Origin of the sequence: Cohnella massiliensis, from assembly GCF_900169535.1 — a bacterium.
Taxonomy (GTDB): domain Bacteria; phylum Bacillota; class Bacilli; order Paenibacillales; family Paenibacillaceae; genus Cohnella; species Cohnella algarum.
The window spans coordinates 72,756-88,565 of record NZ_LT821259.1 but is presented as its reverse complement, the minus strand read 5'-3'; the positions used below and the strand labels follow the sequence as shown (position 1 = coordinate 88,565).

Sequence of the window (15,810 nt, the reverse complement as noted above, 5' to 3'; positions counted from 1 at the left end):
GTTGAGATGGGTAATATTTACCCAACTGGGCCCGGCCTTAGGCGTTTAGACGGTTCAGATGGGTAATATTTACCCAATTAGGCCCGGGCATAGGCGTTTAGCCGGTTCAGATGAATAATATTTACTCACTGGCCCGGCCTTAGGAGTTTAGACGGGTCAGATGGGTAATATTTACCCAATTAGTCCCGGGCGTAAGCGTTTCACCGGTTCAGATGGGTAATATTTACCCAATTAGGCCCGGGCATAGGCGTTTCACCGGTTCAGATGAGTAATATTTACTCAATTGGCGCGGCCTTAGGCGTTTAGCCGGTTCAGATGGGTAATATTTACCCAATTAGGCCCGGGCATAGGCGTTTAGCCGGTTCAGATGGGTAATATTTACTCACTGGCCCGGCCTTAGGCGTTTAGACGGTTCAGATGGGTAATATTTACTCACTGGCCCGGCCTTAGGCGTTTAGACGGGTCAGATGGGTAATTCACCCAACTGGGCCCGGACAAAGGCAAAGGCAAGGGACCGCGCCGTCGTCCGCCGACGGGCAGTCCCTTCCCTATTCGGCCATGCGGCGGGATGCGTAAACGAAGTAAAGCAGAAACGCCAAGCCCGCGAAGCCGATGAATCCGAAGCCGCCGAAAATGTCCAGCCTGGAGGAAAAATAGCCGAAGCCGAAGCCCAGCAGCGTAAGCGCCGCATTTTCCCCGAGCGATTGAAAGGACCCGATCGTCGCCCGCATCGAGGAGTCGATCCGATGCTGCAAATAACCGGCGGCGAGCGGCTCGAGGACCCCCGAAGCCAGACAGGCCAGAAACAGCGCCGCCAGTCCGGCCCATCCTTTCAGGAACGCGAGGCCGACAAGGCCGGCCGCGATGGCCGCGGTCGCGCCGGCAAGCAAGCTTCGGTAACCGAACCGGGCTTTCAGCCGGTACGCGAGCAGGTTGCCGGGCAGCCGCAGCAGAAAAATCGCCGCCGAGAACAAGCCGAAATAAAACACCGGGATCCCGATTCGATCGAGATAGGTCTGCCAAAATTCGTCGACAAAATGGATGGCCGCCCCGGCGATCATCCCCGTCAGCACGACGAGGCGAACGGACGGATGGCGGCGGAAGAAGCGAACCGAAGCGGACAAATAGGCGCGAATCGGGATCGGCTGCGTTTCGTCGTCCGGATTCCCGCTTCTTGCGGGTTCCTTCAGGGAAAGCGTCAACGCCAGCGCAACCAGCATGCTCAGCAAGGACAGCCAGTAGTTGAAGGAAAAGCCGAACCGGCCGGCCAGCAAACTTCCGCACAGCGCGGCGACGATGGTCGAAACGATGTCGATCGCGTTCAGGCGGCCGGCTATCTTTTCGAACAGCGTTTCCTTCCCGCCGGAAAGCAGCGAATCGTACAACAGCGCATCCTCGGCTCCGCTGCTCGCCGAACTTCCTACGGCTGCAAGCAGCACAACGGCCGCGAAATGCCAAAACTCCGTCGCGAACAACAAAATCGAAAATTCGCAGCAGCCCATCACGGCGGACACGATCAGCATGCGTTTTCGGCCCCACCGATCGGCGATCATGCCGGTAGGCACCTCAAGCAAAACGATCGCGGCTGCGAAAATCATTTCCGTATACACGACCATTTCGACGGTCATGCCCCGCTCTTCCCAAAACAGGCGTTCGATGACATAAGCGGGAATCAGATTGTAAAAAAAGCGAATGGCGTACAGCTTCCGAACGTTTGGCATCGCGCGTATTTCCTCCCCTGATTCGATTGAACGCGTTCAACCGATTCGGGGGGCGCTCGCGAACGAAACGCCGCTGCCGCTAACGGGATTAACGATTAGCAGGGAGGTCTTGCGAACGTCATTAAATCGTCTCCTTTTCGGGCTTTGCTTCCATTATACTTTAATTTAGGGAGTTCGCACTTCGAATATCAAGGCTCCGCCGCCTGCGGCGTTCCGATCGAGCTGATCGGGTGGAGCTTCCCTTTATAGGCGAACGACGCATGCCCGGTCTCTTCCGAAACGACAAGGACAAGCGCGTCGGTCCGCTCCGTCAGCCCGATCGCCGCGCGGTGGCGCGTGCCGACTTTTCGGCCTTCGATCGCCGCGGCGGAAATTGGCAATACATTGGCCGCCGAAACGATATGGTCGGACCGGATGAGGACGGCGCCGTCGTGAAGCGGATTTCCCGGATAAAAAATCGCCTCGAGCAAAGAAGAGCTGAGCGAAGCCCGGACGGGAATGCCGGAGTGGAGCAGCGCATCGAGCGGATCGTTGCGCTGGATGACGATCAGCGCGCCGTGACGGCGCTCCATCAAATGCCGGACGCAAACGGACAAGTCCAAATACTGCGACGTGAACGAAGACAAGTAGCACTGCAAATAAAAAGAGGCGGCTAACGACTCCACCTGCTTGAACGAATCGCCGATATGCTCGAAGTCGCTCAGCAAACAATGGTTTTCGTTTTCGATCATGTCCAGGCTGCGCCGAATTTCATGCGCAATCGTGTTCAATCGCTGTTTCAGCAGTTCTTTCAACGGGGTTTCGTCGCACGTTCGCCTTTCCATTCCAGCCACCTCGAAACGATTCCGATCCAAATTCCGGATTTCCGTTTAGTATGCGCTCCCGCCGTCCGTCTTCATACGCAAAGCGGACCGCATCGCCCCCGGCGAGCGGCCCGCCCTCGGTCGGGTTATACGGCCAAGCCGGAATCGGCCGCCTCGCCATCAAGCCTGCGTTCGAACGCGAGAAGCGCGCCGTACCAAGCGAAATGGAGGTAGAACGCGGCCAGGATCCCCATGGCGAGCCAATTCGGCGCGAAAAACATGACGAACATTCCGACGAACAGAATCAAAGTCAAAGCCGCCGGACCGCGGGGTATTCCTTTTCCGTAATAAAAAGCCAGCCCCGTCAAAAGCGTCCCGAGCATCAGGCTCGGTCCGGACAGCCCCATGAAGAGTGTGCCCGGCATGCCCATTTGGACGTTCATGACGAATTCGTTCGCTTCGTTCAGCTTTTCCTCGGTATCGATATCGCCGAACAGCACCGGATAATCGAACATTTGCAGAACGGAGTGAGCGCTGTCGAAATAGAAAGATAAAAACAAAAGCACGTAACCGATCCAGCCCCACCATTTGATTCCGCTCGCTTGGCGGAGAAACATCCCGGTCAAACCGACGAGCAGCATGGGGATCCCGATATAGAGCGCTACGTGCGTCCATACGGCGGTCGGCAAGAACGTATCGAGTTCGTCCAAACCGGCGGGAATATCCTCTACATGGAGCACCATGACCACCGCTCCGATGACGGCGCCCAACATCGCCATCCACCCGCTAAAACGATAAAAACGCTGAAGTCCTAGCAACATCTTCTTTTCGCTCCCATTCCAAATTTCGGCTCGCGCCGTTTACGCCCCTAATCGTAGAGCCGCCCGCGTCCCGGCGGCAAGGGCATAATTCCCGGAGGGGCCGGGAATTGCGAGCCGCGAATTCCCGGCCGGCGGGACGCGGCCCATGATATACTGGACACGTCAGACTATAGATTCGGAAGGAAGAGCGGGATGCGCCTTTTGAACAATCGCATGTTGCGGATCGCGGCGGGCGCCGGGCTTCACGCGCTTTGGTGGGCGGCAGCGTCCGCTTCGGTTATCGTGGCGGTTTTCAGCCACTTTCTGGGGGTGGGCGTGTACGACGTTCCGTGCGGCGGAGCCGATTGCCGCAGCTTTCTCCAGTTGACGGAGGCTCAATTCGGCCACCTGCAGACGATCGGCGTAACGCCGGAGGCCTACGGCGGATTCATGGTCAGCCTGCTGACGATTCAAAACCTGTCGGCGCTGGCGATCGGATTTCTCGTCTATCGGTACGGCTGGAGAGATCCTTACAGCATCGTCGCCTCCCTGTTGATCCTGGTCGCCGGAACGATTTTCAGCACGGACGACACCCTGCTGAGTCCCTTCCAGTACCGGCTGTTTCGGATATTGGACGACTTCGGCTCCATGTATTTGTTCTTTTATTTTCTGTTCCCGGACGGCAGGTTCGCGCCCAAGTGGACGATCGTTCCCGCCGTCGCCTGGCTGATTCCGATGGGGGCGCATCTCTGGTTCGCCCCGGGAACGCCCTTCGACCATATGACCTGGCCGCCCGAGCTTCGAGGCGGGTACATGCTGTTCATGCACGGCCTCGTCATTGTCGCCCAGCTGTGCCGTTACAGGCAAAGCGCGTCGCCGGAGCGCAAGCGGATCGTTCGCTGGTTCATCGTCGGCATGAGCGCTTACTTGCTGGGCGGGGCGATCGGCCTTATGGCCCCGTTTGCCGACAATGGGATCTACCGGATGGCCACGATCACGCTGTTCTTCGGAGGGCTTCTGATTTTGCCGTTTTCGATGGGCATGGCCGTGCTGGAATACCGGCTGCGCGGCATGGCCGTCGCGTTTAACCGGACGATCGTATACGCGGTGCTGTCCTTGATGATCGTCCTCGTCTACGTCGTGGTCGTCGGCCTGTTCGGCCTGCTGTTGCACGGACAGGTCAATGCCGTGCTTGCGCTGCTGGCGACCGGGTTTATCGCGCTGCTGGGACAGCCTGTCCGGCTGCGGGTTCAACAGGCGGTCAATCATCTCGTGTTCGGCGTGCGCGAGGATCCGTACACCCTACTTTCCGGGCTCGTTCAGCGGCTAGAAGGGGCGCTCACGCATAAATCGCTGCTCATGTTCGTCACCGAGAAAGTCGCCCTGGCTTTGCGATTGCCTTACGCGGCGATCGAAGTGCGGCGGGACGGCGGGACCGAAACCGTGGCCGTCTACGGAAGCGCCCCGGAACGGAGTACCCGGATTCCGCTGACGGTGCAGGGCGAAGAAGTCGGCTGGCTGGCGCTGGGCATCGAGCGGGCGGCCGACCTGGTGCCGCCGGGAAAACGAAGCCTGCTGGACGACTTGGTTCGCCAGGTCAGCATCGCCGTGCAGGCGGAACGGCTGACCGAAGAGCTGCACCGTTCGCGGGAGCGGCTCGTCGGAGCGCGCGAAGAAGAGCGCAGGCGGCTGCGCCGGGATCTGCACGACGGTCTGGGCTCGAGCCTCGCAAGCATGATGCTGCGGCTCGATCAGGTCGCGCTGCTGCAGGATGCCGATACGGACAAGGCAGCCTCCCTCCTTCGGGAGATTCAAGCCCAGCTTCGCGAAGCCATCGCCGAGATTCGCCGGCTGGTTTATGCGCTGCGTCCCCCTTCTCTCGACGAATTCGGGCTTTTGTTCGCGCTGCGGGAGCTGACGCTGCAATTCGAGAACAGCGGGCTGCGCATTTCGATGGAGGGACCGGAGCGGCTGCCGCGGCTGAACGCCGCCATCGAGGTCGCCTTGTACCGAATCGCGCAAGAGGCGCTGACGAACGTCGCTCGCCACGCGCAGGCAAGCTCCTGCCGCATCCTGCTGGAGACGGAGGAAACGACGTTGAGGCTGGAAGTCCGCGACGACGGGAGCGGGATGCCGGTCTCGGTCAGGCCGGGCATCGGCATGCGGTCGATGAAGGAGCGCGCCGAAGAAGTCGGCGGAACGTGCCGTTTTCGTTCGGAACCGGGAGCCGGGACTACGGTGACGGCGATTTTACCTTTGGAGCTTGGAGGATGGACGAATGAATTGGAACGATGGGGAAAAGCTGCGGATCATGCTGGCTGACGATCACCCGATGTTTCGCGAGGGATTAACGGCGTCGCTGGGCTCGGTGCCGGAATTCGAGGTGGTGGGGGAAGCTTCGGGAGGCGAGGAAGCGGTTCGGCTCGCCCAGCAGCTTCAGCCCGATATAATCCTGATGGACATCAACATGCCGGGAAAAAACGGGATCGAGGCGACCCGGGATATCGTCTGGCACAGCCCCCATATCGGGATTCTGATTTTGACGATGTTCGACGATGACGCGTCCGTGTTTTCGGCTATGCGCGCCGGAGCCCGCGGCTATCTCCTCAAAGGAGCGAACAAGCAGGAAATCGTCCGGGCGCTCCAGGCGGTCGGGAGCGGGGAAGCCATCTTCAGCGCCTCGATCGCGCGGAGAATGATGTTTTATTTCGACGCGCTGACGAATAAGCCGGCCGAGCCTCTGTTTCCGGAGCTGTCGGACCGGGAGCGCGAAGTGCTGGAATGGATCGCGAAAGGACACGACAACGCGTTCATCGCGCGGAAGCTCGGCCTGTCGCTCAAGACGGTGCGCAACCACGTTTCGAACATCCTGAACAAGCTGCAGGTCGTCGATCGCGCGCAGGCCATTCTCATGGCGCGCGAAGCCGGGCTCGGCCAGCCTTAGGGCGGCCGGGCTCTTTTTATTCGTTTCGATCTATCCACGCATCCCGTGCGGGATGCGACGAGCGGGACGCCGGCGCCGCCGATCTGATGATATTATTTCAATCCACGCATCCCGCACGGGATGCGACATACCATCATCTGGAGTAGTATCGGACGGAAAGATTTCAATCCACGCATCCCGCACGGGATGCGACCAACGGACGCGGCCAATATATACCGGGTTTCGAAATTTCAATCCACGCATCCCGCACGGGATGCGACACGAGCCCGTCAAGGACCCGGTGACCAAATCGACATTTCAATCCACGCATCCCGCACGGGATGCGACCTCTTTGCGGATGTTAGCGACGGTCTTGAGGTCGATTTCAATCCACGCATCCCGCACGGGATGCGACCGACCATGTATCCGAGTTGCGAGAGGAACATGAGGATTTCAATCCACGCATCCCGCACGGGATGCGACTTGAAGAGTCAATATCTCTGGTCGGACTTGTACGATTTCAATCCACGCATCCCGCACGGGATGCGACTACGGCTCCATCCTGGATGGTATCGGTCGTTACGATTTCAATCCACGCATCCCGCACGGGATGCGACGTGCTTGTCCCGCTTAATCGGACGGCGACCGGAGAGATTTCAATCCACGCATCCCGCACGGGATGCGACGTCTTGCCGTGTTTGTTAATGTGCTCGCGGTACATTTCAATCCACGCATCCCGCACGGGATGCGACGACGCCCTGTTTGCTGGCGAGCTTGGCAACTTCTCATTTCAATCCACGCATCCCGCACGGGATGCGACATACCATCAATGGTCTATGATGAGACGCACGTTATTTCAATCCACGCATCCCGCACGGGATGCGACATACCATCAATGGTCTATGATGAGACGCACGTTATTTCAATCCACGCATCCCGCACGGGATGCGACGAGCAGGATGGGCGAGAAATCCCTGTAGTCGAGATTTCAATCCACGCATCCCGCACGGGATGCGACTCGTTTCCGTTGTCGTCATACTCGGGCACGTTATATTTCAATCCACGCATCCCGCACGGGATGCGACATAAACTCACAAGGTTCAGCCTTAACAGAAAATATTTCAATCCACGCATCCCGCACGGGATGCGACATCGCTCGCCGTGCTTTTGCATGATTGGCACCAGATTTCAATCCACGCATCCCGCACGGGATGCGACAGCGATTTTTCGCCTAAAATTACCCAAAAATATAACTATACGAGAGAAGAATCGCTTTCAAATCGAAAATAGAAGCCCAAAAAATGTTAATTATCCGAAGCAAATTCCAAAATTTAGAAGAAATTTGGTGCGAATCCCCCGGGAAAATCATGTGCGCTTCACATTCGCACCACGAGGATTCCCGCTACAAAATCAACGGGCCTTCCAAATCAAGGGACTCTTTCACTCCGAAATGCTCTACCTTGCCCTTATAATTGTTGCCCAATTGGTAAAAGCGAAGGCTGTCCTGTTCCTCGTCAATCAATTCCAGCAACTTTAATTTTAGGATTTTAAACTCCGTGGCGTCAACTACGCATTCGAATACGGAATTTTGTACGCGTTGCCCGTAGGCCTGGCATGCCTTTGAAACTTGACGCAATCGCCTTTGTCCTGCGCTGTTAACCGTACTTACATCATACGTGATGAGTACCAGCATTGAGATCACCTACTTCCACAAAAAAGGCGGGTACTCGTCCAGATCGTTGCGCAAATGACGGGCCAACAGCAAGGCTTGAACGTGCGGGACCAGCCCCCAAGATATTTTTTCTCCCAAATACGGATGCACGATCTTCTCCTGCTTCCTGTTCTGCCATGCGGTCAGAAAGGTTTTTCTTGCCTCGTCTTTCATGATGACGGCGCCGTTTTCTTTTTTCAAAAAGTCATCCTTGCCCACGATTCTCTTGTTTATGAGCGACAGCACGAACTTGTCCGCATAGATGCTTCGCAACTCTTCCATCAAGTCCAACGCTAGCGAGACCCTGCCCGGACGGTCGCGATGCATAAAGCCGACGTATGCGTCCAGCCCGACGCCTTCCAGTGCGGACGCCATGTCGTGGGCCAATAGCGTGTAGGAGAGCGAAAGCATCGCATTCACGTTGTCCAACGGCGGCCTTCGGGAACGGGAGCGAAAAACGAAATCCTCCTTCTGCTGAAGGATCATGCGGTCGAACAGCTTGTTATAGCACACGGCCGCTTGCCCTTCGAACCCTCTCAACCGCTCCAAATCTTCGCATGATCTTGCGTCCGACAGGATGGCTGAAAGCTGGGCCGAAGCTTCTTTAAAACGATCGACGTCGATGCGCAACGGATAGTCGCGCGTCATCCTCTCGATCATCCATTTCTGGTTATAAATTTTTCCGACGATAAAATTGCTCGCGATTTTCGCGGACAATCGCTCGTCTTCCGAGATCCGGTACTGCTTTTTTCTCAGGACGACGTTGCCCTGGCTTTGCCCGACGACTCTGGCCAGAAAACGGCCGTTCATCGTCAGAAACGTCAAGGAGATATTGCGCTCCGCGCAATATCCCATAAGTGCCGGGCTGGCGCCGGTGTATCCGAAGGCGACGATTCCCTCCAAATTGTGCAGCGGCAGCCTGCCCAATTTCTCCTGATCTTTCGTCAGCACCACGTTATCGCCGTCGAGCGCCAAATAAACGTCCGGTTGGTTGACGAACAAGGTGTTCAGCAGCTTTTTCATTCCTTGATTTTCCCTTCAATATAACTTTTGACCGTCCGTTTGTTCATCATTTCGGGCAAGCAAATGGATTGAAGGGAACAACTGCGGCAGTATGCTCCTGTTTTCACTTTGGGCGTGTACCTCCGCCGGTAATAATCCTGCATTTCGGCGACGACGGCTCGGACTTTGCTTTTGAGATCGGCAGTCAACGGCACTTCGACCCGGTGCTTGATCTCGTTGTAATACAGGTAGCCCAGAATGACTTCGCACAAAAGCATCTCTTCCAGGCAAAGAGCTTGCGCGGCAAGCTGCAAGACGTCTTCTTCGCCTTTTTTCGGCTTGCCGCGCTTGTATTCGACCGGATAGGCGACGTACCTGCCTTCCGCCCCCTGGATTTCAACTCCGTTGTCGTCCCGGATAAACTCGACCACGTCGCAGATCCCGGTAACGCCGAGGCTTTCGGATTTAACAGGCATGGCGCGAACGGTCAGCTTGTCTCCCCGCTTTTCTCTCGTAAACGGTTTGTCCGCATTTCGGTGAAGATGCTGCCCTTCGACCGTTCGAACATTTTCCGCCCATTGCTGTTCGATGTGAATGAACGCCCATTGCCGTTTGCAAAATTGAAAATGCTGAATGCCCGAAAGCATCAAGTAGGAGTCTTCTTTATCGTCCATCGATCGTTTCGACTTCCAATCCTTCCAGCGGCGATACGGAAAATTTGTAATCTTCGAACGATTTCGGCTCTTCCGCGGTTTTCTCCCACTTCAGGGAGCGATGGACCTTGGCTGATGAAAATTGGCCCAATTTGGACCGGTGCTCCCACCAGTAAACCTTGTGCACTTCCATGCTGCCTTCCGGTCTGGCGGACGAAGCGTCGTTTTCGAACAAAGAGACGAGCGCTTCTTTGATCTTGAGGGCATCCTCGTTCGTGAATCCGGTTTTTTCGGCTAGTTGCGTATTGATGCTGCCATAAAAAACGTAAACGCCCGCGTCGACGCGATGCTTCATGCCCATCGTATCCGAAGAACGCTTCTCCCCCGGTTCGGAGTTGACGCTTTTCGTAATTTGCGTGCTCGTAATATCGATCGGATCGAGGCTTGTCGCAGTGTGGATCGAAACGGGCCCCCGAACCCCGACGGAAACGCCGGCCCCCGATTTATCGGCTTTAAAAGCGAACACCTGGCCGAAACTGCGAACGTCGATCCATTCCTGGCAGGCGATACGGGCAAAGTCGTCGCTCGAGCCCGTCTTCGATTTCAAAATTTTCTCCAGTTCGGCATTGCCGTCGGCCCGTTCTCTCAAGCTGTTGTAAGCATCCGACTTGCGGTCGTTCGATTGGACGAAAATCGATTCGCCCATATCCTGAAGGCGATTGCGAATTTTCCGCTTCAGCGCGACGTCCGAAATCTCGCCGTAACCGTCGTAGTTTTGGCGAGGACGGTTGCCGTTCAACGGATCTCCGTTCGGATTTGCTTTGATGACGGACAAAACGACGGCAAAATCAATTTTTCGGTCCAGTGTGCTCATTCCGATCTCTCCCTTAATTAAATGGATTGTTCGCTTGCGTCGTCCTGACTTTCTTTCTTCTGGTAGAGTTCATGCCGCTGACTGTAAAAACCGAGCAAATACAACCCGGACAACGGCTTATTGTTAAACTGATCCGGCGGGATGCGCGAGCCGATTTCGTCGATAATCTTCGACCAATAGGTCGCCTTCGTTCCCAGTCTGGCTTGATACGGCTGCAAGCTCGTTTGAATGGTCGCCCATGTCCTCGCCGGATGCCGGGAGAACGCGTTCATATAGCGGATCGCGTTGGTCGCACGGCTTTCTTCGGAACCGAGCGCCCGTCTCTCCAGCACGTCGGCGACAGCAAGCAATCGGCCGAACAAATAATCGCGCTCATTGTTATGAACGTCCAGTGCCACACGCTTTTCCTCCTTTTGATTGATTAAGGCGCATGCGATGCTCAGCGTCTTTTCCCACTCCCATTTTTCCATCGACACGGGATTGGAAGCGCGGTGCAAAGCGCTGTCCACGATGTCCTTCGGGATCGCCCGCTCGTCGACGATGCAGGGCAGCATGCGCTCCATCAGCCCTTTGACGATCTTCTCGCCGGCTCTGGGACCGTAAGCTGCAAAGGCGATGTCCTTCGTAGCGGGGGCTCCGAAAAATTGAACAAATTCGCCGTTCTCGTCTTTGCGGTATCGGTGCAGCCACACGCAAGACGAATGCCACCTGATCAGCCGGTTCAGATAAAATTCCTTGTTCAAATTCCGATAGTACAGGACCGCCATGCGCCCGGTCGTAGCCGAATCGAGAACGAGAATATTCACGTTCGCATTCATCGAGGACGACAGTCGGTTGCGATACCCGCCAAGCGCCTTGCCGAACTCGTCCGCGAATTCCTTGTTCGTAAACGAGATATTCGCTTTGACGACCGTCGTCTCCGGCGACAAGGAAAAGGAATCTCCCATCGGCTCCGGGACGCCCAGGTCGTCGTTCGCCCAAACGAGAAAAACGCGTTGGTCGACGATTTTTCCCTGGCGGTTGATAAGCCATTTCAGGGCGTTATGTGCCTTCTGCGAAACTTCGTAGCTGATGCTAGCCGCCTCGTTGCCGGTTTGAAACCGTCCGCGAAACGTAAAGCCGCTTGTGTCGTTGGCCGAAATCAGTTTGGCTTTGTCTGCGGCGTTCCGGATTTTGTTGGCGTGCCGGTCGGTGCTCGGACGCTTCTCCCCGGTAACGTAGCAGTAATCTTCTTCCCCTAACCGGCGGCCGTAAAAGCGCATGAAGGAATCGTACATCTCCGGGTCCTTCCACACTTTCGTCAATACCTTGTCGGGGGAGTATACATTGAAACGAACGAACAAACTCTCGACGCCGCCGACCATGACCGAGAAGACCGGCGGTTTGGGCGTATCCGGCTTGTCCCATTTGTCGAGCAGCCGATTGTCGGCGTCGACGTAGAGAACTCGGCTCTCCACCAGATCCTGAATCAGCCTTCCTTTTCGCAAGTACCGGTAAATGCTTCTGACTTTATCGACGGCATAGGGAGATTCCGCCCATTCTCCCAATTGCTTGATGTAAGAGGGAAAAGGGTCGTCCTTCTTGATCTCGCCGCCGTAAGCGGCGAAGTCCCCCGCCACGTAACTTAATTTATCGTGGAGCGGATAGGGAGCGATCTTGGAACCGGCGCGGCTCGCCGACTCTTCGGTGCAAGGAATCAGCGTACTTGCATCGTTCTTGTCGATAACGTCCGCCCAATGAAATTCCCCGTCCTCCGTTACCTGTACTTCAATATGCGCGTTCTGGGTCGTGTGGGAGACGGGCAGCAGCGTGAATTCCTGCTCGTTGTGCCTTCTCTCGATTTGACCGACCCGATCCAGGTTCGACTCGTAGGTCTGGTACAAATTAAGCAGCCAGCTCATGGATTCACCCCCTCTTCCATCTGTGCGTACAAGTCTTCGGCCGACTCGACATTGGCGGAATCGAACCGCTTCGGCTTCATTTCGGCCACCGTTCGAACTTGCGTGCATTCCTCCGGCCGGATGAACGTAATGACGCCGTTCCTCATGACCGGATTCCACAGCCGGATCTCCATCTGGTCACGGCCGGTTTCGTCCGGGTAACTGATGCCATGCACCATCGTGCCGAAATGAAGCTCTTCGATGCCGTCGTAGACCCCTTCCCCTTCGCCAAAAACGCACGGCTCGACATAGGCCTGACATTCCCTTGTTCCGAGGAAAATGTCCCGTCGCCCGCCAGCCTGGAGCGAACGTTTGAGGATATTGTGGTGCTTATGCTCGTTGCGGTCGAACGCCAAATCCGGTCGGTTCAGATTGAACTCGAAATGAGCGCGAACCTGATAGCGTACGTCCCTTAAATACGTGTAGTTGGCCAGCGTATTCCCTCCGCCGTACTCCATCGGACGAATCCCCTTGGATTCCATGCGGATCGGGTTCAGGATCCGGACCTCGTCAATCAGCATCTGAAGTGTAGGTTTCCAATATATGGATTCCACAATCCCTTTCAGCGCTTGGTAGGTGGGAATCTGGTAGGACAGCTTCTCCCCGCCAAGTTTCGTCAGAGGATCGGTAAACAGGGCGTACTTGCCGTAAACGACAAATTCGATGGAATTTCGCATGGAAAGGACACCTCCTTTCTGGTTTCGACATTCTTTATATCCAACTTTATCCTAAAATCCAGTCATTGTAAAATATTTACCAAATGGTCGTTATCTCACATAACGCGGATGAAAAAATCAAATGATCCCCGCAGCGAACCCGCTGTCATTGTCCGAATCGACGCCGAAGTCGCGGTTATAGGCGCCTTCTTTTAACGCCAATACCTTCCCGTCCAGCAAACCGACTAGACCGTCGTTCTGCGCCAATCGTTCTTGTTCGTGGCGGAATAAATTGACGGTATACGGCTGCGCCCTTCGCAGTAATTTTGACAGCTCCGCTATGGAAGTCCCTCCGCTAAGCTCGGCAATGACCTCCTTGCCTTCGTCGCCATATGGAACCAGAACGGAAACGGTCGGACTATCGATGACCTGAAAGCGTTCCGCCGCCGTCCGATAACTGTTCACAATAAACAAACGAAGATCGTCTCCAGCGTTGCTCTTGTAGGCCTGATAGTAAGAATTATGCTGCCTCGGCACCGTCAACAGTTCGATCGCGCTTTTGCTTAGCGCCGGGATCGGGTAATCCAGACTCGTTTCGAACTCCTTAAAAAATTCCTGAAAATATTTGCGCATCGCCTGCTGGGACAACGGGCTGCCGCCGTGAAGACTCGGATCTTTTCGCAGGTCGGCGAGAATTTTTTGAGTCTCTTTTTTGCCGACTTTAATCTCCGGCAGATGCTTCAGATTTTCCTCCGCATGGTCGATCACATACACCTTCCGGATGCCGTTTTTGCCGTGCCGGTTGCATCGGCCCGCGGCTTGCGCAATGGAGTCCAACCCCGCCAAAGAACGAATGACGCAATCGAAGCTGATGTCGACTCCGGCTTCAATCAATTGCGTGCTGACGCAAACGACTTTTTCCTCGTTCCTTAAATGCTTCCTGACGTTCTCCAAAATACGATGCCGGTGCGCCGCGCACATCGATGTGCTTAAGTGATAAAGTGGAATTTCCTCTTTCTCAAGTCTCTCGTACAGCTTTTTGACGACGCCCTTGGTATTCAGAATGACGAGCGCGCTGCGAACCTCTTGCAATTGGTCCAGGACGAATTCAGCCAATCTTTCGGTATCCAGCGCTTCCGTCGCCCGGTCGACGATTTCGACTCTTTTGAACGCGTCGATGACCCTGTTCAGATCATCGATGATCTCGGCATCGGGGTTGACCGCCAGCTTATGTTCTACGAAATCCAGGGCGGGCTGAGTAGCGGTACAAAGAATCAAACTGGTGTTGCAATAGGTTTTGAGAAAATTCAGCGCCTGGTTAAAAAGGGAGACGCAGCGAACGGGGACCTTCTGAACTTCATCGAAAATGATGACCGATTCGCTCAAGTTATGGAGCCTGCGAACGTTCCGGCTTCCCGCGGCAAAAAACACGTCCAGAAACTGCACCATCGTCGTAAATACGATCGGCGAATCCCAGTTGTCCTTGGCCAGCTTTAATTTTTGCCGCTCATTGACGATGCCGTCCTCGTGCTCGTCTTCGTCGTGCAGATCGTCGACCACGTTCGAATGATGCTCCAGAACGTGAGCGTCATCCTGCAGGATGCGGCGAACCTCTTCCGCATTTTGCTCGATGATGGTCGTATACGGAACGACATAAATAATGCGTTTTTTCCCGTATTCCTGAGCGTGCTTGAGCGCATATCGCAAACTGGCCAGCGTCTTGCCGCCTCCCGTCGGGATGGACAATGTGTAAATTCCCGAGGGCTTGGCCGCAAACCGTTCGCATTGTTCGGACATGTCCCTTCTTAATTGAGCAATCGGGTGCTGGGCGTCGTCCCGAGCGCGGAACGAATCGAGCTTCGCCATGAGCTTATCGTAATAAACCGTAAACAACGTTGTCCGGTCCGGCTTGGATTCCTCTTTTTCCCCTTCTTCAAAGATTCTCGTATTGGTCCGGTCCGCATCGATCAGCGCGCTAAATACGAACTTGGTCAAAAACATGACTTTGCTTTCGTCGGATATCGGAGAAGGTTTGGTCATGAATCCCTGCAGCTCATCCGACGCCCGGGCAACATAGGAGCGAAATTCCGTCTCGTTCATGACGTTGGCAAGGAAATGCCGTTTGGCCCGGTCGAATTCGTCCAGCTCCTTTTTCTCGACGCGCTGCAAGTAGGGGGACTCCAGATCCGGGCTCAAAAAATCGAGCAAATAGCCATGATGCGACAAAATGGCGTTGCCGACGATTTCGGCCAGAATCCAGTCGTATCGGGATGGCGCACCGGTGTGGAACATTTCAAACAGCAGCTTCCCGCCGGCGGTCGAGTGGTCCACGCTGCCGCGCTTGGGCGGGGAATCGGGGTTTTGCACCGCTTGCTGTATGTATTCTCTGAATGCATGGGTATACTTGCCCATATCGTGAAGCAATCCCGCCAGCCCCGCAATGTGCTTGATGCCAACTTTGGCTCCGAACGATTCGGCCAAAACCTTCACTTCCAGCAAATGCGCTTCTACGCTTTGAATTTTTCCGTCGCTTCCCCGGATATGTGCGATATAGTTCATTGGCACCCTCCCGACTTGTAATCGATTCTCTTGATCCTAATGTACCATAGAAAATTGACAGCCGGTTGCCAGCGAACGTATGTTTCTGTAATAATTTGATTTTAAATAGATTGTTTTGGCGAGGGGACTAGTTGAGGAGGAAATTTAAAGAAGACCACTTTGGGGAAT

The 15,810-nt window shown here is 55.4% G+C and carries 12 protein-coding genes and 1 CRISPR repeat array; of the genes, 2 read left to right on the top strand and 10 right to left on the bottom strand.

What is annotated here, in order from left to right:
* Positions 1–548: 548 nt before the first annotated feature.
* The 3 genes from B7E11_RS14420 to B7E11_RS14410 form a co-directional block, all read right to left on the bottom strand.
* Complete coding sequence (locus tag B7E11_RS14420) at positions 549–1,721, bottom strand: MFS transporter (protein WP_080835825.1); 1,173 nt, start codon at positions 1,719–1,721, stop codon at positions 549–551.
* Between the two features lie 188 nt (positions 1,722–1,909).
* The gene (cdaS, locus tag B7E11_RS14415) at positions 1,910–2,545 is read right to left on the bottom strand and encodes a sporulation-specific diadenylate cyclase CdaS (RefSeq protein WP_080835822.1); all 636 of its coding nucleotides are present in this window, start codon (positions 2,543–2,545) and stop codon (positions 1,910–1,912) included.
* 125 nt (positions 2,546–2,670) lie between these two features.
* Positions 2,671–3,345, bottom strand: coding sequence for a hypothetical protein (locus tag B7E11_RS14410; protein WP_080835821.1), 675 nt, complete (start codon positions 3,343–3,345; stop codon positions 2,671–2,673).
* Between the two features lie 201 nt (positions 3,346–3,546).
* On the opposite strand from B7E11_RS14410, the gene B7E11_RS14405 reads away from it, so the two are divergent.
* Positions 3,547–5,646, top strand: coding sequence for a sensor histidine kinase (locus B7E11_RS14405; RefSeq protein ID WP_176220760.1), 2,100 nt, complete (start codon positions 3,547–3,549; stop codon positions 5,644–5,646).
* Positions 5,603–6,268: a response regulator gene (locus B7E11_RS14400; protein WP_176220759.1), complete on the top strand. Its 666-nt coding sequence runs from the start codon at positions 5,603–5,605 to the stop codon at positions 6,266–6,268. Before B7E11_RS14405 ends, B7E11_RS14400 begins: the two co-directional genes overlap by 44 nt.
* A gap of 26 nt (positions 6,269–6,294) precedes the next feature.
* A CRISPR array of direct repeats spans positions 6,295–7,465; the repeat unit is 33 nt; unit sequence ATTTCAATCCACGCATCCCGCACGGGATGCGAC.
* Between the two features lie 184 nt (positions 7,466–7,649).
* Here B7E11_RS14400 and cas2 read toward each other — a convergent pair.
* The 7 genes from cas2 to B7E11_RS14365 all read right to left on the bottom strand — a co-directional run bounded on the left by cas2 (position 7,650) and on the right by B7E11_RS14365 (position 15,642).
* Positions 7,650–7,940 (bottom strand): CRISPR-associated endonuclease Cas2, encoded by a 291-nt coding sequence (gene cas2 / locus B7E11_RS14395; RefSeq protein ID WP_080835816.1) that lies wholly within the window; start codon positions 7,938–7,940, stop codon positions 7,650–7,652.
* A 9-nt stretch (positions 7,941–7,949) separates the two neighbouring features.
* Entirely contained in the window at positions 7,950–8,981 is a 1,032-nt protein-coding gene (cas1c, locus tag B7E11_RS14390; protein ID WP_080835813.1) for a type I-C CRISPR-associated endonuclease Cas1c, read from the bottom strand.
* Complete coding sequence (cas4, locus tag B7E11_RS14385) at positions 8,978–9,634, bottom strand: CRISPR-associated protein Cas4 (protein ID WP_080835810.1); 657 nt, start codon at positions 9,632–9,634, stop codon at positions 8,978–8,980. The genes cas1c and cas4 overlap by 4 nt, the downstream gene beginning before the upstream one ends.
* Positions 9,624–10,487 carry a type I-C CRISPR-associated protein Cas7/Csd2 gene (gene cas7c / locus B7E11_RS14380; protein WP_080835807.1) on the bottom strand — a complete coding sequence of 288 codons (864 nt, stop codon included), beginning with the start codon at positions 10,485–10,487 and terminating at the stop codon, positions 9,624–9,626. Before cas7c ends, cas4 begins: the two co-directional genes overlap by 11 nt.
* Positions 10,488–10,504: 17 nt before the next feature.
* Positions 10,505–12,388 (bottom strand): type I-C CRISPR-associated protein Cas8c/Csd1, encoded by a 1,884-nt coding sequence (gene cas8c, locus B7E11_RS14375; protein ID WP_080835804.1) that lies wholly within the window; start codon positions 12,386–12,388, stop codon positions 10,505–10,507.
* A complete protein-coding gene (cas5c, locus tag B7E11_RS14370) occupies positions 12,385–13,104 on the bottom strand; it encodes a type I-C CRISPR-associated protein Cas5c (protein ID WP_080835801.1) in 720 nt (239 codons plus the stop codon). Before cas5c ends, cas8c begins: the two co-directional genes overlap by 4 nt.
* Before the next feature lie 117 nt (positions 13,105–13,221).
* Positions 13,222–15,642 carry a CRISPR-associated helicase/endonuclease Cas3 gene (locus B7E11_RS14365; RefSeq protein WP_080835798.1) on the bottom strand — a complete coding sequence of 807 codons (2,421 nt, stop codon included), beginning with the start codon at positions 15,640–15,642 and terminating at the stop codon, positions 13,222–13,224.
* Positions 15,643–15,810 lie beyond the last annotated feature (168 nt).

Coding starts and splice junctions, on each gene's coding strand:
- cas1c (WP_080835813.1), bottom strand. CDS start 8,981: ATGAAAAAGCTGCTGAACACCTTGTTCGTCAACCAACCGGACGTTTAT.
- cas7c (WP_080835807.1), bottom strand. CDS start 10,487: ATGAGCACACTGGACCGAAAAATTGATTTTGCCGTCGTTTTGTCCGTC.
- cas5c (WP_080835801.1), bottom strand. CDS start 13,104: ATGCGAAATTCCATCGAATTTGTCGTTTACGGCAAGTACGCCCTGTTT.
- B7E11_RS14420 (WP_080835825.1), bottom strand. CDS start 1,721: ATGCCAAACGTTCGGAAGCTGTACGCCATTCGCTTTTTTTACAATCTG.
- cas2 (WP_080835816.1), bottom strand. CDS start 7,940: ATGCTGGTACTCATCACGTATGATGTAAGTACGGTTAACAGCGCAGGA.
- B7E11_RS14365 (WP_080835798.1), bottom strand. CDS start 15,642: ATGAACTATATCGCACATATCCGGGGAAGCGACGGAAAAATTCAAAGC.
- cas8c (WP_080835804.1), bottom strand. CDS start 12,388: ATGAGCTGGCTGCTTAATTTGTACCAGACCTACGAGTCGAACCTGGAT.
- cas4 (WP_080835810.1), bottom strand. CDS start 9,634: ATGGACGATAAAGAAGACTCCTACTTGATGCTTTCGGGCATTCAGCAT.
- cdaS (WP_080835822.1), bottom strand. CDS start 2,545: ATGGAAAGGCGAACGTGCGACGAAACCCCGTTGAAAGAACTGCTGAAA.
- B7E11_RS14410 (WP_080835821.1), bottom strand. CDS start 3,345: ATGTTGCTAGGACTTCAGCGTTTTTATCGTTTTAGCGGGTGGATGGCG.
- B7E11_RS14400 (WP_176220759.1), top strand. CDS start 5,603: ATGAATTGGAACGATGGGGAAAAGCTGCGGATCATGCTGGCTGACGAT.